The following is an 18965-nucleotide window of genomic DNA, read 5'->3' on the forward strand; positions in this document are numbered from 1 at the left end:
GAGTGAATTCATCTTATGTCTGGGATTATAACGATTCGCATTGTTCAACGCGATCGCGTGATCCAGATAAGCAGTACTATGAGGAGTGCAAAATTAGGGACTCTAACTCAGAAGCTATGCCTAAAGCCTGCGTAATCGGTCTAGGAAAATCAGGAATAGCCGCAGCCCGATTGCTCAAACGTGAAGGTTGGCAAGTAGTCGTCAATGATTCTGGCAACTCAGAAGTGCTGCAACAGCAACAACAGCAGTTAGAGCTTGAAGGAATTGGGGTCAACTTAGGCAATTTTTTTGATCCTGAAGCGCTAGCGCCTGGGTTGGTCGTCGTCAGTCCAGGGGTGCCTTGGGATGTACCAGGGCTATTGCGCTGCCGTGAGTTGGGCATTGAAACCATTGGCGAAATGGAATTAGCATGGCGTAATTTAAAAGATATTCCTTGGGTTGGCATTACGGGCACCAATGGCAAAACGACGACCACTGCATTAACGGCGGCTATTTTTGCAGCGGCTGGGCGATATGCTCCAGCATTTGGCAACATTGGCTATGCGGCGTGTGAAGTGGCTCTGGCGGCTAAAAAACCGGATTGGGCGATCGCGGAACTCAGCAGCTATCAAATTGAAGCGTCTTCCTCCATTGCTCCTCAAATTGGCATCTGGACGACCTTTACCCCCGATCACCTCAGTCGGCACAAAACCCTAGAGCAGTATTACACCATCAAGGCGCAACTATTGCAGCGATCGCAATTTCAAATCTTCAACGCCGATGATCCCTACCTTCGCAGCGTTGGCAAATTGATGGCAGAACCGATGCGATCAGATACCTGCTGGACGAGTGTGCAAGGTTTGGCAAATATCCCTGGTGATCCTAATTTGAGCGTCTACATTGAAGACGGGTGGGTGAGAACTCAAGCCGAATTAATTTTCCCAGCTAGTTTATTCAAAATGCCTGGAAGCCATAATCAGCAAAACCTATTGATGGCAGTAGCTGCCGCCCGATTAGCAGGAATTGACAAAAAGGCGATCGCCGAAGCCGTAGCAAGTTTTCCAGGAGTGCCCCACCGATTAGAATACATTTGCACTTGGCAAGGCATTGACTTTATCAACGACAGCAAAGCCACCAATTATGATGCGGCTCAAGTTGGGCTAGCTGCTGTCAAAAGTCCGGCAATCTTGATCGCAGGCGGCGAAGCCAAACAAGGAGACGACCACGCTTGGATTGCCACCATTCAACAAAAAGCAGCAGCCGTTCTGCTGATTGGCAACGCTGCCCCCACCTTTGCGAATCGATTGAACGAGGTAAACTATTCTAATCACGAAATCGTTGAAACCATGGAGCAGGCGATCGCGCGATCGCGGGAATTGGCTCCTCAGTTAGGTGCTGCCGTCGTGCTGCTCTCCCCCGCCTGTGCCAGCTTTGACCACTATCAAAACTTCGAGCAACGCGGCGATCATTTCCGCCAACTGTGTCAAGAAAACGAGTAGGAGTTACAAATTACGAGTTACAAGTTACGAATTAACGCAATGTGCGACTTTCCTAATAGCCCTCACCCTAAATCCCTCTCCCAGAGCGAGAGAGGGACTTTGAAACACTCTTGCGCCCCTTCTCCCAAGGCAGGAGAAGGGGCGGGGGGATGAGGGCTGGACTTTAGTTGCACATCAGGTGAATTAAATAAAAATTATCTTTGCCCTTCGCCATTCATCATTTGCCCTTCGTCATTCGCCCTTCGTCATTCGTCATTCAATTTGGCTTGCGCGTGCTTTCCTCAATCTCTGACAAGGTTTGCAGCAATAAGCGTTTTGCTTCAAGTTTCCAACCGTAGCGCTGAAGGGCGATCGCCAAGGCACCTCCAACCACCGTGACAATCAGGTCTAAGGGTTGCAGCATGGAGATGCCAAACAGCAAGCCCAAACCAGCAATACCCCAAAAAGGAAGAGCTACGGTTTGCCGCTGATCAACAATGATTTGACTAATGGGATCAGTGGGAATCTCGGCTACTAAGGTTTCTTTGATCTGCTGTTGCTCCCTCGCACTGACGGACAGACCAATTTTTTGGCGCAGTTTCTCTACTTTCCGGGCATCAGTACTATATTGCGTCAGTTCATCTTCAGCCATCATAATCAAGCGCTCATACTGTCCCACAGGTCATCCTCTTACCCTTACATCGCTGTTCCTAGCGTGATTCTGATTATCCCATTGAAGATCCCTTAAACAATACTTCGGATAATTTTTGTGAAAATGCTGAAAACCCTTGCCATGCCATCAATTTTGACCCTTACCTAAATCCTTCTTCCAGAGCGGGATTTAGGTGAGGCTATTGGGAAAGTTGCACATCCCGTAAAACCATTAGTTAGGACTATTAAACATCTTTCTTTCTGACGATAAGAACATTAGCTGTTCTCGTTAGAGTAAAGCAAGAAAATATGAAATTGATATAGCGAGTGGGATTCTGGGTCAAAATTCGATCGCAACTTGAATGCGTCCCTGTTTAGCGGCATCGGCTAAGCGATCGTAATCTTGCTCAGTTTGCTCGGCATAGGCAAAGGCAAATTTTACCAGTGCATCATCCAGTGCGGCGTTTTCGCCCATATAGCCTGCCAGCATCGCCGCATCGCCCGATTTCGCATGAGCCAGAGCCAGTGCCCAACCACAGATGTGGCAGTAGTCTGGCAGTCGCGCGACTTGAAACTTGCCCGGTTCAAGCTTAACGCCCCCTTTCATATCCCGCAGTTGACGGATGTAGTAGTGAATTCCATCTAGTTCACCCCAGCCCAGAAAAATATCGGGCGCACCCTGGATCAATCGCTGCCCCGTCACGATCCGGTGTCCTTGATGGTCATCCGGTAATCGATAGCTACAGAGGATCTCCGTATAGGGCGCTAATACTGAAGGCTGGGCTTCCTTAATTTGCAAGAATAGGGGGTCGCTCGCATCGGTTCCTTGCAAATAAGCGACCCAACAGCGAGTGCCAACACTGCCTACACCCACTACCTTACGGGCAACATCTAGGATGCGATATCGCGATGCCAAAAAACGGCGATCTGAGCTTAGAGAAGCAAGATAATTCTGGATTAGCTGCCTAATGGTTTCAACACTTGCTTCTTCGCCGCGAATCGTCTCTGCTCGAACGACCAGAGGAGAGGCTTCGACAATGTGTTGTTGATTGTCAATCAAATCCGTCATTTTTTCTAGCACTTGAAGATGGGTGCGTTGACGGGCTTTTGTCAGGATTTGGGTAGCTTTTTTGTGAGCTTCGGTGGGCAAGGCTTGGAGTAAATCGGCTTCGGTGATGTTGGCATACCACAGGTCGAGATAGCCCATTCCAGCGTACTCATGTAAGTGTTGACGATAGGATTGCACCACCGCTCGGACAGCGGCTTCGCAAACAACGCGATCGCCCCCCAAAAATCGCCCCGCCACCACAGCGCTAGCCACCAATCGTTTCAGATCCCATTCCCAAGCGCCAACATAGGTTTCATCAAAATCATTGATCGCAAACACCAAACTCCGCTCGGCGGAAGCAAACACGCCAAAATTAGACACATGCATATCGCCGCAAGCCTGCACGGTTAAGCCTGTGGTTGAGGCAGGGGCAATATCTTGAATCATCACGGCTGCCGAACCCCGCAGAAACGCAAACGGCGAGGTCAACATGCGGGCATAGCGGATAGGCACCAACTCTGCTACGCGAGTCTCGGCTTGAGCTTCCAGAATCGCGATCGGATCTTCGCGGTTTGGGGGCGGTTGATAGGCAGCATGATCAGAGCGTTTGACGGTTTGGCGCAGCGCTTTTCCAGCAGCGATGCGATCGACAATGGCAAGAGGCTTAGTCTGACGATTCAAGGAACGATCGTTCAATTGATTGTTCATAGATTAAAAAAGTATTTGATTCAATGATAATTTCGGATGGCATTACCAAGAACCCATGCGATCGAGAAACGGTGAAAATTCTGGGGCTGACCAGCGCAGGGGAAGGCTACCTTCAACCCGATAGCCGCGATCGAGATGAAAGCGGAGCAATCGCTCTGCTCCTTCATAAACAGAAACTTCAGCCCCTTCCCAAATGACTTCGGCAGTGCCCGTCAAGTAGAGTAAGTTGCCTCGATCGAAATTTATAAACAGCAATCCTGCACGGGGATTAAATTCCAGATTGCCAAAAGTGTTGAAGTGATGATTGCCGGAAAAATCAGGAATCGTTAGTGTGCGTGCTGCTTCGTAGCTACCATCAGGATCGTCATCGATCCTTACGAAACCCGGTTTGCCGCCGCGATGGGAAACATCAATACCACTGGCAGATGCCGCCGACTCAGCTTGATAAGCAGTCGCAATAAAGCAAGTGTCAGACGCTGCGATTATCGTTCGCTCTGGTTCCTCCAAGCATTCTACCAAATGGACAGATTTAGGTTCTGCTGGATTAAACGCAGTCAATTCGCATTGGCGGGCTTGGATATACTGGGGACAGTTGCCAAAGCATTGCTTTACCTGTAGCTCAAAGCCATCACTCCCTGTCGCAATCACACTTCCGTTTATCCGGTTTCGGCGGCGAGTCTGCAATTCGATGCCCAATAAACCAATGTCGATTCCATTGGCGATCGTGGTTGCTAATGGATCACCAAACAGAGGTTTCGCAGCAACGTGCAAAGTGCGATCGCTAGGAGTGGAGAGAAAGCCGGGATTCCCCATCAAGATGGAAGCCCAGGGATATCCTGCTGCATCGACTGTACCCACAATCACATAAGGCAATTGGGCAAAGAATTGTCGATGTTGATCGAGAAGAAACTCTCGAATCACTCGTCGTCCTTGTTTATCTATCTGTTCGTGTACTCCCAGGCGAGCTTGAATTGCCAATTCGCCTGCATGAAAGGGAGATTCGGTGCGAGTCCAGCCTGGGATTGTCATAATGCGTTCTCTCCATTTAATGTCTACAGTTCTTTCATGGAAACATAGCCTGGCAGGTGTTTCACTTGATCGACCCAGTTTTGCACATGAGGATAGGCACTCAGGCTGGTTTTCCCTTCGTGGGCAAACTCGATCGCCGGAAAGCAAGCAATGTCTGCAATCGTAGGCGCATTTCCCACTAGCCAGTGGTGGCTAGAAAGATAGTAATTGAGAACTTCTAAAGATTTCTCGCTTTGAGAAATGGCTTGGTCAATCTCAATGTTGAGGCGAGTCACAAAGTTGATTCCTTGTCCTCCCAAAAGATGATGTACTCTCGCTGCTGCCAACCCAAGCGCTAACTCTTTAGCAGCGAAAGATAACCAGGAAGTAATTTGTGCGTTTGCCTTCGCCGTGAGTGGCAACCACTGCTCGTTCTCAAACTTACGAGCCAAGTAGACTAAAATTGCCTGGGAGTCCCAAATGGAGAAATCACTGTCCACCAAGACAGGAACTTGACCCAGAGGATGCATTGCCAAAAAATCATCAGATTTCTGGCGATCTCTCACTAGGTCTACGTTTTCATAGTCGTATTCTTGATTGAGCAACGCTAGTAATAGCCGAACTTTGTAGCCGTTCAAGGATAAAGGATGGGAGTAGAGCTTCATGAAATTCTCCTTGTATTTTTTGTACCGTTCGTTCGGTCTAAAAAACTGTACCGTTCGTTCGGTATAATGTCAATAGGTCGTTTCAAAATTACTTTTCATGCCCAAAGACACTTACATTCCTTGCTTACTACAACTGTTTCGCCAATATGGCTACGACGGAGCGACGCTGGCGAGGATTTCTGAAGCGACGGGCTTAGGCAAGGCAAGTCTGTATCACCATTTCCCTAAGGGCAAGGATGAGATGGTACAGGCAGTGATGGATTATCTGGAGCAATGGCTGACAGAGAATGTCTTACCGAGTTTGCAAGGAAAGGGGACTGCCCTAGAAAAGCTCCATCGGATGTGCGATCGCCTGAGTGAACTCTATGAGGCGGGTCAACAGCCCTGCATATCAGCGACATTGCTTCTAGGGTCAGCACGAGATCTCTTCCACGATCGCGTTCAGGCTAGATATTGTGCTTGGATTACGGCGGTGGCACAAGTTTTAGTAGATGCAGGTCTCGATCGCACCACGGCTCAGCAGCGCGGAGAGGATATGGTCATTGCACTACAGGGCAGTTTAATTGTGTCGCAAGGATTGAATAATCCTAAAGTTTTTCAACGATCGCTTCAACAACTTCCCCAACAACTCTGCCGAGATTTGGATGCATGAGATTGCGATCGCCGATGGAAAGAGGTTCAGCTTGAGGTTGGAAGGCGCGATTAATCAATTGATTTTCCATAGCTCATGAGTTAGTTAGGTTACTTCGGCTATTGGTGGGGCGTAATCGTAAAGCTGCCGTTTGCGTTTGAAGTTGAAGAACCATCATAGGTTTGTCTGTAAAACAGTATCCTTCGCTAAGGTTCTAGGTCGTCACATAGCCCAAGGGTATGTTACCTTCTGCTCATAAGCGAAACAGCCAGTAGGGTCAATCGCTACTTAGGGTGCATCAAAAGCCTTTTCCCATTTCGCTAGAAAAGTCAGTTGAGTTATTTAGAATCGCTAGGTAGTTCTTGAATGGTAGCGAGGTTATCTAACTCCTTTTACAGTTGCCTTAACAAGGAAAGTCAATGGAAGCTTTTGGTCATCTCTATATCCCCATGCCTAAAGGAACGCTTTTTCGAGATAATTTTTACGTAATTGATGAGAAACTTTACACTTCTCACTACGCTGGACTTGGCATATCAAGCCCTGTAATTGCAGGATATGAAACCTTACAACAAGTTAATAGTAGAGATACAACTCAAATTCTAAAGGTATTACAAGCTCCCTCAGCACTTGCAAAAATTTTCTGCAACGTATGGGAACGCTTTGATAGGCAATTCAAGGATCCCAAAAAGATTGAGGATGTCTGGCCCTTAACTGTCGCCAATAGTCCTCAAGATTTTTCATCGGGGGAAACTACTAAAAGGATTGTGCTTAGAAGTGAAGAGAATAGCAGACAAAATAGACGCATTATTCAAGAAGCACAGTCTTCTTTTCGAATTATTAGGGCTGCATTTAGTGAAGACTTAACCCATTTATTAGCTTACTTAAACCTTCTCAAACGAAGTGATGGATTTTATCTAGAGATCGACTTACCTACACCTAATTCACTTCAAGAAGCCTGTGAGAGAGAATTATCTGAAATTCGTAATTTTGAAAGAGACTGGAACATTTTGAGCGAACTAGAAAGTCATTACGACTTTCAAGCACGTAGTAAGTATTTAAGTGATCGTCGAGCAAATTTTGCGCGAGCTACTGTTGATAGTCTTTGTGCAATTCGTGCAGTAGAAATGTTTTTCCAAGAGAGGCAAAATGAAGATGATCGAAGAAAGTTTAAACTAAAACTTTTTCAAGGTGCTCCAACATTTAGAGGTACGATTACTGACCAGGAAATTGCTTATGTAAACACTGTACCTTGGCAACCTGGAATGATGGGTGATCTCCATGTTCATAGATTGAAAGAGTCACCTCAGCCTTACTGGAATAAAATACGAAAGAAATTTGATCAAGAGTTAGAATCAATGCGCCCTATAGAATTCAATCTCTCTGATGCTATTGCACTATTAGAAGATGCAGCTATTGAGGCTATTTATAAATCGCAAATACGAAATAATAGAGACGTAACAGATGTTAATAATTTGAGAGATTTAATTCAGTCTGTTCGGATGGTAAAAGTTGGACATCAAGAAGAAATTGAGAAAGCTTTTGATAGGTTGAAGAGATTACGTGAGATTGCGAGAGAGATATTTAGAGATATCTTTTATGGATTAGATCAAAACATATCAAGAACAACAGTGTTCGCCTTAGATCCATCAGCTATTAAAGCAAGTATTAGAGATAAGCCTATTGATCCAGTTTCTAGTAGACTAGAGGAAATCCACGTTAGTATTCAAGCCATGCAGGATCAGCCGAAGTACAGCTTTCCCAACGCTCAAAAAGTCCAAATTTTTGAGCAAGTTAAAACATACATTGAGCAAGTTGAGACTTACATTGAGGATGACCGAGCTAAGGATACAGATCTCAAACAGGCTTTAGATGACTTGAAACAGGTGATTGCAGATTTACAGCAAAAACATCCTCAAGCAACGGAAGAGCAAGCTGCCACTATCATTGAAACGGAGTTTGAAGAGATCAAGCAGAACCAACCTCAACGCTGGGAAAATCTTCTGAGTCTCAAACGTCTTTGGAACGGTGTGAAACAAGGTTCTCTTAACGTTGGTGAGCATTTTGTTGAGGAAACATCCTGGGGTAAAGGAGTTCTCGGCTTTCTTGAGGGCGTGATGGATGAAGTGGAGTAGTCAAAATGGAACTTTCTGTATCTAAAAAGAGTTGGGCTATAGGGACAGTTCAGGAGCGTCAATATTGGGAGGAGAAGTTTGAGATTGCGAAAAGCTTTATGAAATTAAGATCCTCCATTCCTACTGTTTTGATCGAAATTGCTGCTCAACATCCTCTTGTAAATGGAGAAAAACCAAACGAAGAATTTGCTCACCGATTGCTCCTAGCCAAGGCTCTTTATGAGAAGGAGTGTATTTCAGGAAAATATGTAGAGATTTATGTTCCAGGTAGTAGACACGTCCACGAAGGGATTCCAGATAAAATTTCTTTGAGCGAAGCAGGTTGTATTTTTTTAGAGCAGCAAGGAATTTCTAGGGAATTTATTCATGGTAATAATTTAAACATTAAGTATAAAGGCGATAGAGGAGTTTATAATTCTGCAGATGAGTGTTTTGTCGCCTCTTCCTACTTTAAGGATGCTAACTTTGGATGCTTGTTTAGTGTTCTCTCCCCAGTTCAAGTTTTTAGAAAGACCATTCATTATGTTGAGTTTGGAGTGATCCCACTCAACTATACTGCTCCAACATTAAACACTTTCCACGACTATATTGATGAGATATTTGAAGCCGTGCCATATGCACTATTTGTTGATCCTGATATGCAAAGTGAAAACTCTGAGCGGGCTAGCGAGTTGAGGCGTTTAAGAATACCAAAAGATTTGTGATAGCTAATTAAAATTTGTTCTCTCACAGCATATCTTTAGATTCTCAACCAGCAACCTAACAACACGCTGCAACGGACGGCCGGGAGATATGGGTGGGGTTAAAAAGGCTAGCTGCCGCTGTTGAGCTTTGCCGGATGTATGGACTAAATAGAAGTGATTATTTCCTCAAACTCAGGCAGTGTCCCAAGTTTGCGAATTCCTACTTTTACATCCATGCCCAAGTAGTCCTGAGCATCCCCAAACCAAGAGCCGAGTAGGGGAATGACCTGTCCTGGATGACGGGCGATCGCCACCCGAATTAGATCGAAGCCTGCCGTAATTCGATTGGTCGGATCATACGTTCGCCAGCCAGCCCCCGGCAGATACACTTGTAGCCACGCATGGGTTGCCCCAGAACCCGTCATGCCAATCTCTCCACCATCCAATGCTGCATCGTAGAGATAGCCGCTGACAAAGCGACAGGCAAAGCCCAGCCGACGCAATGCTTCAATCATCAACCAGGCATAATCTCGACAAGTGCCCGACTGCAAGCGCAGAGTCTCGCTGGGAGATTGGGTGCCCTCTGCCTCTCGTGCTTGATAAGACAACGTGTTCCAGATCGTGTCCATCATCCGTTGCAGCACATCCAGCGTCTCGTCTTGGTCACCCGCTACAAAGCTTTTTGCCCACGCCGCAAGGCGACCATCCGGATCTTCGGCATGGGGGCGCATAAACACCGCGAGATCGATCCATTCATCGGGCGTATATTGTACGGGAACTTTTATCGCCCGGTCATCTAGGGAAAAGTCCGCGATCGCCTGAATACCAAAATGTTCTCCCCGAACTCGACAAGTGACGCTCAATTCTTTCGCAGGGTCGTTTAGGTGAATCACTGCCACACTATTAGAGAGCGTATCCATCACCCAGCGGACTTTAGATAGGATATTAGTTTCCAAAGAATAGCTCAAAATGCGTCCGCCAAACCCTGCACTGGGAAGGAAGATCGCGCGATGTTCACCAAATGTTACTGGATTCCGATATCGATAAGTAGTGATATGTTCAAGGTCATAAATGACTGTCATTTTTGGATCATTTCATTCCTACAGGGCTGAGTTTTCCGCTTCCCGAAAGATTACGGGTGCATTCTGCAATCGTTTATAGGTTTTGTAGCGATCGTAGAGTTCACGGTTCGTGAAAAAGAATAGCGAAACCGCTTCCCACAGAAAAACCCAGCCACTGATTGCCAGCCCTTCCAGCAAAATGGATGGCAAATCTGCTTCCGAAACTCGACCCGAAAGAACTTTTGCAACCCACAAACATAAGAGACCTACCAGGACAAACCAAACCATCCGAGTGTTAGTCTTCTTGATGTCTTTGCTAAGAAAATAGCGCTTTGAGATAAAGCTATTTTTAATGCCATTCCGAGATTCCTCCTCTAGGGGTTCATCTCGCCTTCCTGCGGGTAGGGTGAAACAGAGTTCGACATTATACTTAGCAGTAATTTCGTTAGAATTTGTTTCCAAATAGAGTTGCAGATCGGGATCGAGATCTCGACGTTTAAAGGGAGCCGCATCCCATTCGTTGAAAATATCGCTGTGCTGATCGATCGCAACCTCAATCATGTGCAGATTAGTCGCTTCATCAATTTTGTAAGTTTCGTTAAAGATGCGATCGCTTTTCTTCATGGTTTTGCCTAGATGATTTCTAAGAAATATCGCTAGGTTGGGGCAGATTTTGCCGAAGTTCTTGAGCTAAGCTAACTTTTTTGCTAAACCTGCCCTGACAGGAATTGGGGCTACGCAGCCATTACCTTCCGAATCGCTAGAGCCGAGGCTAACAAAGAGATGCCGCTCATCAATAGGCTAATTCCTACATACAAGCCAATCAGCCAAATTGCACTGAAGGGAAACCGATTCAGCACCATGATGCCCAGAATCAACGTAATGATTCCATTAAGCGCCACCAACCACGACATACTGTGACCCGCTTTGTTCGTAAACGCCATGATGATGGTGTAAACCCCTTCAACGACGAACAGAATGCCAAAGGCAAAGGTCAATGCCAGTATGGCGGCTCCTAGGTTAAACAGAATATAGACCCCAGCAATGGCGTAGAAAATTCCCACGATTAAATTCAGCCAAAATCCTCGCACTGGTTTTGACATAAACGATTGGACAATCATCACAATGCCGCTAATCAGCGCAATCCAACCAATAAAGGAGGTGAAAAATGCTGAGGCAAACGCTGGAAGTATGATTGACACAATGCCAAGAATGATCAAAGCAATGCTGAGGGCAATGACCCAACTTGTCGATTTCTTGATATCTATATCAGATTGAAAATCAGTAGTCATCGTATGAACCTCGCTTGGTGAAATGAGCTTGTTGATATGAATCTACCATCTGCACACAAAAAAATTAGTTGCAATCAATAAAGGGGCTGTGATGCGAATAAGTTTAGTCCCAGTTGTTCAGACAAAAATTGAGTCACAAGTTGACCTTTAACGCTGTTGCCAGCTTCATCAAGCGGGGGTGCAAAGGTTCCCAGTCCGCCCTTTCCTGGAGATACGGTGACCATGCCGCCACTGACCCCACTTTTGCCGGGTAATCCAGTTTCATAGAGCCAGTCGCCCGAATTCTCGTAAAGTCCGGCGGTGACCATGACAGCTAAGACATGCTGGCAGTGAACCGGATCAATAATGCGCTCTTGGGTCAGCGGATTCACGCCGCCGTTTGCCAAGGTTGCCGCCATAACTGCTAGATCTTTTGCAGTGACGTTGAGCGAACATTGTTTGGTGTAGATGTCGGTTGCTTCAGTTGAGTCGAAAAAGATGCGATCGTAGGCTTGAAGCAATTTGGCAATGCCTTGGTTGCGTTGATTGGTGGCGGCTTCAGATTGATAAACGGCTTCGTTTAAAGTGAGAGGTCTGCCTGCAAATCGTGACAGTTCGGTTTGAATGAACTGCCACTTATCTGCTGCGGTGTTGCCCGGTGCCAAACTGGTCGCCGCGATCGCCCCTGCATTCACCATCGGGTTACTGGTTCCTTGATTGATTTTCGTGATGGCAATCACCGAATCAAACGCCCGTCCAGTACTGTTCACTCCCAGTTTGGCGCGGGCTTCATCCTCACCTATTACCTGACAAATCAAAGCAAACACAAAAGGTTTAGAGACGCTTTGAATCGAGAACTGATAATCGGTGTCTCCAGCCGCATGAATCGAGCCATCTACCCCAACCACACAAACACCAAACAACTCACGGGACACCTGAGCCAGCGCCGGAATATAGTCTGCGACTTTCCCTTGATCAACCGAATGGAAGCGATCGCGTGCCTGCGCTACCAAGGTGGTTACGCGATCGCTAGAGGGTAAGTGCCCTGTTGATATCGGTGAGGATTGGGTTGTTTGATCAAGCATGAGCCGCAAGTCCGTTTAATAACGCAACGTTAAAGCAATGTGTTGATGATCCGCTAATGCGTCATCATCGACGATCGCAACCTCCCCTCCCATTGCCAACACGGCTTCAATAATTTCATCCACCGCATCATCCATCACATCTGAGCCGCCCACTTCTTCTACCAACTCAAACTTGCCGCTTTCATTTAAGATCGCTGGCACATGGTAATTTTTCTCAACCAAAAGCAGCTTGCCGCGACCTGCCTGCGCCATCTGCCACGCTTCTTCGATCGTCGAGACAACCAGTTGAGCGCTGATGGCATCATCCAACGCTTGCAGTGCAGCCACCCGTTGTTCCACCCTCACCGTCTGCACAATCTCCCACATTTGAGGAGACAGTTCAGAAACTGTTGCTTTATCAAAATTGCTGCTGATGGTGCCTGCGATCGCAGAAGTATGTTGCGAAACCTCCTGAAAAAAGGAGACTTGGCGAACCACCCCGCCGACAATTAACGGTAGCGCCTCATCTTGGGCATATTCGGTGAAAGCACTGTCTACCTGCTGAAAAAATCGGCGATGGCGATCATCTAAATAGCTAGAATCAGAGTCAAACGGCAGCGCAGTAGTGCCCCCAGGTCCGGTCATTTCCATGGGAAAATTCTTGTCTTCAACTTCCTCCAGCGTCTCTCCCGTTCCAGCCAGCAGGCGAGTAGATGCCTGACTTAACAGCAAGACCCAATAACGCTGCGCCCGATGCATTCCATAGACCAAATCGCGGGTCGCAAACGTTTGATCAATCACCACTCGTGCGGGGATGGGAAACGGCAGGTAATAAAGTTTGGCGAAGTCGTGGCTAACATACAAAGCCAACCCATCTAGGGTATGGGGGTAATCAATTTCGCTTACGAGCGTTTCGAGTTGCTGGAGTAGCGGACTCAACTCGCGGTCAGAAAATTCTTCGGCAAGCCGAGCCGTTGCTTCATCTACCAAGTTTTTGACCCGAATCGGATCTTGTTTGTTCTCAGGAAACGTTCGATGGGTAGGCAACAGAATGGAAAGGGCAGGAACTTGGGTTAAAGATTGCAATTGCTTCAGATCTTGACGAGTGATCATGAGGGTTTCCTATCGAGATGATGTTAAGTGGCTGTAGTAGTTTTCCCACAATGAGGTTCATTCACCGTTTAGCGATCGCGCTTTCAGTTTGGCTGCTGAACCTCATTTGATCAACCGCATTATTTGATCAACCGCATTATTTGATCAACCGCATTATTTGATCAACCGCATTATTTGATCATTAGGTTGATTAAGGGCAGCTTAAACCCGCTTTCATTGTGGCTTCAGCCGTTTGAACTGCTTTTACTTGCGGAGTCACTGATGTCACCGCTTGTTTGAGTGTTGCGGTATTTGGGACACTGGTAATTGCTTTATCCAAGTCCTGTTGCGCCCTATCTAAATCCTCAACTTTTGAGTCTTTAACGCCAGCAGCCGTGGTTTTAACAGTGGCAAACGTTGTTTTGACTTGATCACGCGCCGCTCTCAAATCACCAACGGTGGAACTAGGACTCATGCTTGCGAGGGTGGCAACTGCGGTATTAAATCGTGCCAAATCGGTACAGAGTTGAGCTTTTTGGTCTTGGGTAGTGGCGGCGGGTGGAGTGGATGGACTGCCGCAGCTTACGAGGAGAAACAAGGGCAATGCAGCCAGAAAAATTTTGGGCACACGGTTAGAAATCATCGGAAACCTCACTTCTAAAACAAAAGGGATAAACAGCGGATCTGTTAAAAGTAACGGTGTGAATCATAATCTATGGTTATATGAAACTCATAGGAAGTTTGTGGGTGTAACGAAATGTAGATTGGCTGGCAACCCCAAGGAGTCGGTGCGATCGCGGACACTGACTGAATGACACTAACGGATTAGTTTGGGCTGAAACTAGACTTTTCCTATAACTTTCATATATTTCTTTTGTAAGTTTTATATTAATATTTTGGGTTGCAGTTTAGTAGACCGTAGGGGATTTTCATGATCAAGCAACAGTATTTTTCAGATAGTGAATGGGCAACTCTGTTGCAAACTCCTAAGCAAGCTATTTTGACGGTGATTCTTGCAGACAAAACCGATGTGGTTTCCCTTTTAAAAGAAATGCAGGCAGCCGTTCAAATTTTGGCAACCGAACTGCAACGGCAGGATATTTCTAGTGATCTAGTCAAGTCGGTGATTGCTTCCCTAAATGAGGTTGTTGCTCAAGAGTCGCTTCAAGGTGAGCAGTTGTTATTAAAGCAACAATTTGAGTTGATCGGAACTATTCAAAATTTTAGTAGTACGTCTGATGGGCAAAAACAAGCGATCGCTCATTTCAATCAGGTGAGTTCTATTTTGATGTCTAAAGTTCCCGTAACGCAGGCAGAGGAATTTAAGCAATGGATTTTGGCGATCGCCACTCAGGTTGCCAAAGCGGTTAAAGAAGAGGGACGGTTTGGGATTGGCGGCGAACGGGTCAGCCGTCCAGAATCTGGGGCATTGTCATCAATTGATAAAGCGTTGCACTTTAAGCCCTAGTAGTGTTCAAAACTATTGGAGGAGTTAAATATCCTTAGTTGCCGCTTAATTGTTATTGAACTCTAAAGAAAGGAGTCAACGAATGCTAGGTTTTTTGATTGCTATCGTTGTGACCGCAATAAGTTTGTTGATTATCTCTAAGTTGCCCTTTGGTGTTGAGATTGATCATCCCATTAAGGCGCTGATTGCAGGCGCAATTATTGGTGCATTTGATGGACTGTATAATTTGATTCCTACGTGGTTGCGGGCAGTTCCGGCGATTCTGAGTTTGGGTCTAATTCCGCTGATCGGTAATATTCTGATTTTTGGGTTTGCGGCTTGGTTAGTTGAAGGGTTTCGGTTGAAGTGGGGGGTTGGTAGTGCGATTCTGGGGGCGATCGCGCTCACACTGGTTAACTTCACTCTATTCTTCGTATTGAATAAAACTGGCTTAGTCACCCTTTAAACCTATTCACTCGTTTGCGGCAGTTCAACCGGGTTAGATGTGCCAGAACCTTTCTCCACCATGATTTGTTGAGGAATCCCAATTTGAATCTGGTGGCGATCAAAGTCAATTTTGAGCCGACGACGCAATTCTCTAGCGATCGCCCACTGCATTGCTGGAACCGTTTTAATCCAGATGCGAATCACAATTCCAGTATGGGAAATTTGATCCACTCCAAATAGTTCATGAGTATCCAAGATCATAGATTGCCACTGTGAATCTTGTGCCATGCGATCGACCGTTTCCCGAACCACCGCAAGAGCATGATCAACATTAGTATGGTAGGCGACCTCAATCCGAAAATCGGCGCGTGCCCAAGTGCGTGATCGGTTTTCCACCTCAGCAATTAAGCTATTCGGCAGGGTGATCAAACCGCCTTCGTCACTGCGGATTTGGGTAACCCTCAAATTTAGATTTTCCACTATCCCAGAGATGCTGCCGACTCGGATGTTATCGCCAATCCGAAACTGATCTTCTAGTAAAATTAGAAATCCATTTACCAAATCTTTGAGCAAGCTTTGCGCCGCAAATGAAATCGCCAAGGCACCTAACGCCCCCAGCGTTAGGATCGATCCGGGTAATAAATTTAGCCATTGAAGCACCCCAAGAATCGCCACCGAGTAGAGTAACGCCACTTTTAGATCTTTAATCACGTTGGCGATCGTGGAAATTCGCTGAAGCGTTGCGGCAGGTAAGGATTGCTCTTGCTCTCGACCTTGAATGAAGCGATCTACGAGCAGATTGGTTAGCCGATTCGTTAACCCAGTCAAGAACCAGGTCATGAGCAATACAATCGGGGTAGCAATGACCTTTTTGGCAAACTGGCGCGTCTGAGGAAAGGTATGGAAACTGTAGGCAAGCCCAATCACCCAGACAAAGGCGATCGCCCAAAATAGCAACCATCGCATAAACCGAACCGTTTCTAGTCGTCGTTGCAAGCTGAAATGCTGACGCAGCGCCTGAAGCCATCGCAACTTTGGCTCTAAGTCCGATAGTTCAACATCCAATACCTCTACATCTAATGCCTCTACAAGCGCGAGTTCTTGAGTGCGAATCAATACAGATTCTGCTGCCTGTCGTTGTTCCAGCCGTTGTTTGCGTTGTTCAAAAAGCGCCCAAGCTGCCCCCAATATCAGCGTTAACAGTACATTTGTGCCTAAGACTTTGACCACGGTAGCAATTTGTTGCTGCAACGCTTCGGGTTTGCGTAATTCAAGTGCTTGCCGAAGTTCACTTTCTAAAGTTTCTTGCCATCGCGATGCCAATCGGGTCTTATTGACTGAAGCATATTGAGCATCCGCATCCGTTACGGTGAGCAATACTTTCGGTTCAGCTAGGGTGGCATCGTTGACAAACAGAACAGGCTGCCTGTTGACGGTCTCAATCACGACCTCCAGCGTTTTGGGATCGAGCACGGTTCCATCCGGCAATCCATTTCCAGTCACCAGTTGTTCCAAATTGGCTTCTATTTGCCTAGCACGGACTTCGACCGGAATCTGATCGCCAGGTTCGGTGCGATTCGCCACCGCCGGAGACGCAATCTTAAACAGTTCTTGCCCATCAAGCCGCACCCCAGTCGATTCTAATGAGCCTCGCCGCTCAACACCATTAGGAAGCGGCGGGGCTGCATTCGGCGCTGTGAGAGAGGGCAACTGTGCTAAAGCAATTGGGGGGGCGATCGCGAAGTTCATCATCTCGCCGATTAGCACCATTAGTATTGTGATGCACACAACAAGTTGGCGTAACAAATTGACTCTAGTACGGACGTTACGCAAAATGGATGTGATTGTCATAGTCATTCAAGCAGGGGTCTATCCCGTTAAATATTGCGATTATGGTGCAAAACTATTTAGAGTCAGCGATCGCAGGATTGGACACTGGGGCAACAGAATGACTCCAGGATGAATTCAAAAGTGGTCAATCAAAACATTTTCTTTTTCATATTGCTTTCTTCATATTGCTTTCATATAACTTCCCAGTTTAATCTTAGGCTGTTGCTCCAATTGACTGCTAAGGATTGTCTAGCCTTGACTTACTCCAGTAGGGCAGTGATGGCTCAATTTATACTTTAATATTGCCTAATCAATCTAATTTTTTATTAAGAGTGGCGATCATGAAAGGATTAGCTGGAAAGACCGCCCTGATCACGGGGGCAAGTTCAGGAATCGGGCAGGCGATCGCCATTCGGCTTGCCCAAGAAGGCTGCAACATTGTGATCAACTATCGCAAAGGAGCAGAGGAAGCCAAAGAAACCGAGCGCCTAGCCATGCAGAAAGCCCCTCGCTCAGAGGATGGCAGCGGCGTAAAAACACTGCTGATTCAAGGCGATGTTTCCAAGGAAGAAGACATCCTCAATATGGTTAATAAAACAATTGAGATGTTTGGTAGCCTCGATATTTTGGTGAATAATGCGGGGATTCAAAAAGAATGTCCTTCCCATGAAGTGACTGCCCAAGCGTTTGATCAGGTTTTATCGGTCAATCTACGGGGCGCGTTTCTGTGCGCTAGAGAACTGATCAAGCATTGCTTGGATCGCGATCGCCCTGGCATCATTATCAACGTTTCCAGTGTTCACGAGATCATTCCGCGCCCGTTGTATGCCAGCTATACCATTAGCAAGGGCGGTATGGAAAATCTGACAAAAACATTAGCGTTGGAATATGCAGCACGCGGCATTCGGGTGAACGCGATCGCCCCTGGTGCCACCATCACGCCGATCAATCAAGATTGGATCGACAATCCAGAAAAGAAAGCCGTTGTTGAAAGCCATATTCCTCTGGCACGAGCCGGCACCGTTGAAGAAGTGGCAGCAGGGGTAGCATTCCTCGCCTCGGATGAAGCCGCTTATATCACCGGACAAACCTTGTTCATTGATGGCGGGTTGACTCTCTATGCCGATTTTCGAGAAGCATGGTCTGCCTAGGATGTTTAGATTAGCGTAAATTCCTATTGGAGTGACGATGATGGAAGCTGAAGTGATTCGTAAAGTCCGGCAAAACTCAGGTTGGTTTATTGCCCTAGGTGTTGTGATGCTGCTGTTGGGACTTGCCGCGATCGTGGAACCCTTTATGGCAACAGTCGCTGTGGCGCGTGTTTTTTCCTGGATTTTCTTATTTGCAGGAATCATTCGCATTGTCTACGCGATTCAATCTCGACAAGATCGCGGCTTCTTGTTAAAGCTACTGATTGGAATTCTCTATGTGATTACTGGAATTTTGCTGCTGAGCAATGTTTTTGGGGCTGCGCTGACGCTCACTGTTGCTTTTGGGATTGCCATTGTGGGTCAGGGCATTCTGGAGGTGATTGCAGCATTCAAGGCGCGTCCAGAGGCAAACTGGGTTTGGACGTTGGTCAGCGGTTTGTTGGCGATCGTGTTGGGAATTTTGATTTTTTATCAATGGCCCTTTAGCGCAGCCTGGATACTGGGAGTGTTCGTTGGGATAAATTTGATGTTTACAGGCGTTTGGATGATTGTGATCCCTTGGGCGGTTCGGCACAATTATCGAGCAGATATGTAATACGATATTGACTAAATTGAGCTT

Annotated in this window: 20 protein-coding genes; 9 read left to right on the plus strand and 11 right to left on the minus strand. The window is 46.6% G+C overall.

The genetic code is table 11. From position 1 onward, the window contains the following. Positions 1–2: 2 nt before the first annotated feature. Entirely contained in the window at positions 3–1478 is a 1476-nt protein-coding gene (murD, locus tag AB3R30_RS10785; protein WP_458649184.1) for a UDP-N-acetylmuramoyl-L-alanine--D-glutamate ligase, read from the plus strand. 256 nt (positions 1479–1734) lie between these two features. Here the strand turns inward: murD and AB3R30_RS10790 are convergent, their stop codons facing one another. The 4 genes from AB3R30_RS10790 to AB3R30_RS10805 form a co-directional block, all read right to left on the minus strand. After that, positions 1735–2136, minus strand: a complete 402-nt coding sequence (locus tag AB3R30_RS10790; protein ID WP_458649185.1) for a hypothetical protein — start codon at positions 2134–2136, stop codon at positions 1735–1737. 312 nt (positions 2137–2448) lie between these two features. Continuing rightward, positions 2449–3864 (minus strand): DUF2252 domain-containing protein, encoded by a 1416-nt coding sequence (locus AB3R30_RS10795; RefSeq protein ID WP_458649186.1) that lies wholly within the window; start codon positions 3862–3864, stop codon positions 2449–2451. Positions 3865–3906: 42 nt separating this feature from the next. Next, positions 3907–4893: a flavin-nucleotide-binding protein gene (locus AB3R30_RS10800; protein ID WP_458649187.1), complete on the minus strand. Its 987-nt coding sequence runs from the start codon at positions 4891–4893 to the stop codon at positions 3907–3909. A gap of 23 nt (positions 4894–4916) precedes the next feature. Then, on the minus strand, positions 4917–5537 hold the full coding sequence (locus tag AB3R30_RS10805) for a glutathione S-transferase family protein (protein ID WP_458649188.1): 621 nt from the start codon (positions 5535–5537) through the stop codon (positions 4917–4919). A 97-nt stretch (positions 5538–5634) separates the two neighbouring features. On the opposite strand from AB3R30_RS10805, the gene AB3R30_RS10810 reads away from it, so the two are divergent. The 3 genes from AB3R30_RS10810 to AB3R30_RS10820 all read left to right on the plus strand — a co-directional run bounded on the left by AB3R30_RS10810 (position 5635) and on the right by AB3R30_RS10820 (position 9004). Next, positions 5635–6189, plus strand: coding sequence for a TetR/AcrR family transcriptional regulator (locus AB3R30_RS10810; RefSeq protein ID WP_458649189.1), 555 nt, complete (start codon positions 5635–5637; stop codon positions 6187–6189). Positions 6190–6587: 398 nt separating this feature from the next. Beyond that, complete coding sequence (locus AB3R30_RS10815) at positions 6588–8300, plus strand: hypothetical protein (RefSeq protein WP_458649190.1); 1713 nt, start codon at positions 6588–6590, stop codon at positions 8298–8300. Between the two features lie 5 nt (positions 8301–8305). After that, on the plus strand, positions 8306–9004 hold the full coding sequence (locus AB3R30_RS10820) for a hypothetical protein (protein ID WP_458649191.1): 699 nt from the start codon (positions 8306–8308) through the stop codon (positions 9002–9004). A 143-nt stretch (positions 9005–9147) separates the two neighbouring features. On the opposite strand, the gene AB3R30_RS10825 is transcribed toward AB3R30_RS10820, so the two are convergent. The 6 genes from AB3R30_RS10825 to AB3R30_RS10850 form a co-directional block, all read right to left on the minus strand. Continuing rightward, positions 9148–10065: a transglutaminase family protein gene (locus tag AB3R30_RS10825; RefSeq protein ID WP_458649192.1), complete on the minus strand. Its 918-nt coding sequence runs from the start codon at positions 10063–10065 to the stop codon at positions 9148–9150. Between the two features lie 18 nt (positions 10066–10083). Then, positions 10084–10668 carry a hypothetical protein gene (locus AB3R30_RS10830; protein ID WP_458649193.1) on the minus strand — a complete coding sequence of 195 codons (585 nt, stop codon included), beginning with the start codon at positions 10666–10668 and terminating at the stop codon, positions 10084–10086. A 110-nt stretch (positions 10669–10778) separates the two neighbouring features. Next, positions 10779–11336, minus strand: coding sequence for an HdeD family acid-resistance protein (locus AB3R30_RS10835; protein ID WP_458649194.1), 558 nt, complete (start codon positions 11334–11336; stop codon positions 10779–10781). Positions 11337–11410: 74 nt separating this feature from the next. Beyond that, positions 11411–12400: a glutaminase A gene (glsA, locus tag AB3R30_RS10840; protein ID WP_458649195.1), complete on the minus strand. Its 990-nt coding sequence runs from the start codon at positions 12398–12400 to the stop codon at positions 11411–11413. A gap of 15 nt (positions 12401–12415) precedes the next feature. Further along, entirely contained in the window at positions 12416–13492 is a 1077-nt protein-coding gene (locus tag AB3R30_RS10845; protein ID WP_458649196.1) for an AOC03_06830 family ribosome hibernation factor, read from the minus strand. A gap of 190 nt (positions 13493–13682) precedes the next feature. Continuing rightward, positions 13683–14114: a hypothetical protein gene (locus AB3R30_RS10850; RefSeq protein ID WP_458649197.1), complete on the minus strand. Its 432-nt coding sequence runs from the start codon at positions 14112–14114 to the stop codon at positions 13683–13685. A gap of 288 nt (positions 14115–14402) precedes the next feature. Between AB3R30_RS10850 and AB3R30_RS10855 the strand changes: the two genes are divergently transcribed. Then, positions 14403–14939: a hypothetical protein gene (locus AB3R30_RS10855; RefSeq protein ID WP_458649198.1), complete on the plus strand. Its 537-nt coding sequence runs from the start codon at positions 14403–14405 to the stop codon at positions 14937–14939. Between the two features lie 82 nt (positions 14940–15021). Then, entirely contained in the window at positions 15022–15384 is a 363-nt protein-coding gene (locus AB3R30_RS10860; RefSeq protein ID WP_458649199.1) for a phage holin family protein, read from the plus strand. Between the two features lie 2 nt (positions 15385–15386). Here AB3R30_RS10860 and AB3R30_RS10865 read toward each other — a convergent pair whose 3' ends face one another. Next, positions 15387–17135 carry a mechanosensitive ion channel family protein gene (locus AB3R30_RS10865; protein ID WP_458649200.1) on the minus strand — a complete coding sequence of 583 codons (1749 nt, stop codon included), beginning with the start codon at positions 17133–17135 and terminating at the stop codon, positions 15387–15389. 37 nt (positions 17136–17172) lie between these two features. On the opposite strand from AB3R30_RS10865, the gene AB3R30_RS10870 reads away from it, so the two are divergent. The 3 genes from AB3R30_RS10870 (at position 17173) to AB3R30_RS10880 (ending at position 18941) form a co-directional block, all read left to right on the plus strand. Next, positions 17173–17328 carry a hypothetical protein gene (locus tag AB3R30_RS10870; protein ID WP_458649201.1) on the plus strand — a complete coding sequence of 52 codons (156 nt, stop codon included), beginning with the start codon at positions 17173–17175 and terminating at the stop codon, positions 17326–17328. 208 nt (positions 17329–17536) lie between these two features. Beyond that, positions 17537–18346 carry a glucose 1-dehydrogenase gene (locus AB3R30_RS10875; RefSeq protein WP_458649202.1) on the plus strand — a complete coding sequence of 270 codons (810 nt, stop codon included), beginning with the start codon at positions 17537–17539 and terminating at the stop codon, positions 18344–18346. Positions 18347–18383: 37 nt separating this feature from the next. Beyond that, entirely contained in the window at positions 18384–18941 is a 558-nt protein-coding gene (locus tag AB3R30_RS10880) for an HdeD family acid-resistance protein (RefSeq protein ID WP_458649203.1), read from the plus strand. Positions 18942–18965 lie beyond the last annotated feature (24 nt).

Source organism: Sivoneniella epilithica UHCC 1019, assembly GCF_040830845.1.
Classification (GTDB): domain Bacteria; phylum Cyanobacteriota; class Cyanobacteriia; order Leptolyngbyales; family Leptolyngbyaceae; genus ULC077BIN1.

Excerpts from the sequence above, each read along its gene's own strand:
- AB3R30_RS10795 (WP_458649186.1), bottom strand. The coding sequence starts at position 3,864 with ATGAACAATCAATTGAACGATCGTTCCTTGAATCGTCAGACTAAGCCT.
- AB3R30_RS10800 (WP_458649187.1), bottom strand. The coding sequence starts at position 4,893 with ATGACAATCCCAGGCTGGACTCGCACCGAATCTCCCTTTCATGCAGGC.
- AB3R30_RS10805 (WP_458649188.1), bottom strand. The coding sequence starts at position 5,537 with ATGAAGCTCTACTCCCATCCTTTATCCTTGAACGGCTACAAAGTTCGG.
- AB3R30_RS10810 (WP_458649189.1), top strand. The coding sequence starts at position 5,635 with ATGCCCAAAGACACTTACATTCCTTGCTTACTACAACTGTTTCGCCAA.
- AB3R30_RS10815 (WP_458649190.1), top strand. The coding sequence starts at position 6,588 with ATGGAAGCTTTTGGTCATCTCTATATCCCCATGCCTAAAGGAACGCTT.
- AB3R30_RS10820 (WP_458649191.1), top strand. The coding sequence starts at position 8,306 with ATGGAACTTTCTGTATCTAAAAAGAGTTGGGCTATAGGGACAGTTCAG.
- AB3R30_RS10825 (WP_458649192.1), bottom strand. The coding sequence starts at position 10,065 with ATGACAGTCATTTATGACCTTGAACATATCACTACTTATCGATATCGG.
- AB3R30_RS10830 (WP_458649193.1), bottom strand. The coding sequence starts at position 10,668 with ATGAAGAAAAGCGATCGCATCTTTAACGAAACTTACAAAATTGATGAA.
- AB3R30_RS10835 (WP_458649194.1), bottom strand. The coding sequence starts at position 11,336 with ATGACTACTGATTTTCAATCTGATATAGATATCAAGAAATCGACAAGT.
- glsA (WP_458649195.1), bottom strand. The coding sequence starts at position 12,400 with ATGCTTGATCAAACAACCCAATCCTCACCGATATCAACAGGGCACTTA.
- AB3R30_RS10845 (WP_458649196.1), bottom strand. The coding sequence starts at position 13,492 with ATGATCACTCGTCAAGATCTGAAGCAATTGCAATCTTTAACCCAAGTT.
- AB3R30_RS10850 (WP_458649197.1), bottom strand. The coding sequence starts at position 14,114 with ATGATTTCTAACCGTGTGCCCAAAATTTTTCTGGCTGCATTGCCCTTG.
- AB3R30_RS10855 (WP_458649198.1), top strand. The coding sequence starts at position 14,403 with ATGATCAAGCAACAGTATTTTTCAGATAGTGAATGGGCAACTCTGTTG.
- AB3R30_RS10860 (WP_458649199.1), top strand. The coding sequence starts at position 15,022 with ATGCTAGGTTTTTTGATTGCTATCGTTGTGACCGCAATAAGTTTGTTG.
- AB3R30_RS10865 (WP_458649200.1), bottom strand. The coding sequence starts at position 17,135 with ATGGTGCTAATCGGCGAGATGATGAACTTCGCGATCGCCCCCCCAATT.
- AB3R30_RS10875 (WP_458649202.1), top strand. The coding sequence starts at position 17,537 with ATGAAAGGATTAGCTGGAAAGACCGCCCTGATCACGGGGGCAAGTTCA.
- AB3R30_RS10880 (WP_458649203.1), top strand. The coding sequence starts at position 18,384 with ATGATGGAAGCTGAAGTGATTCGTAAAGTCCGGCAAAACTCAGGTTGG.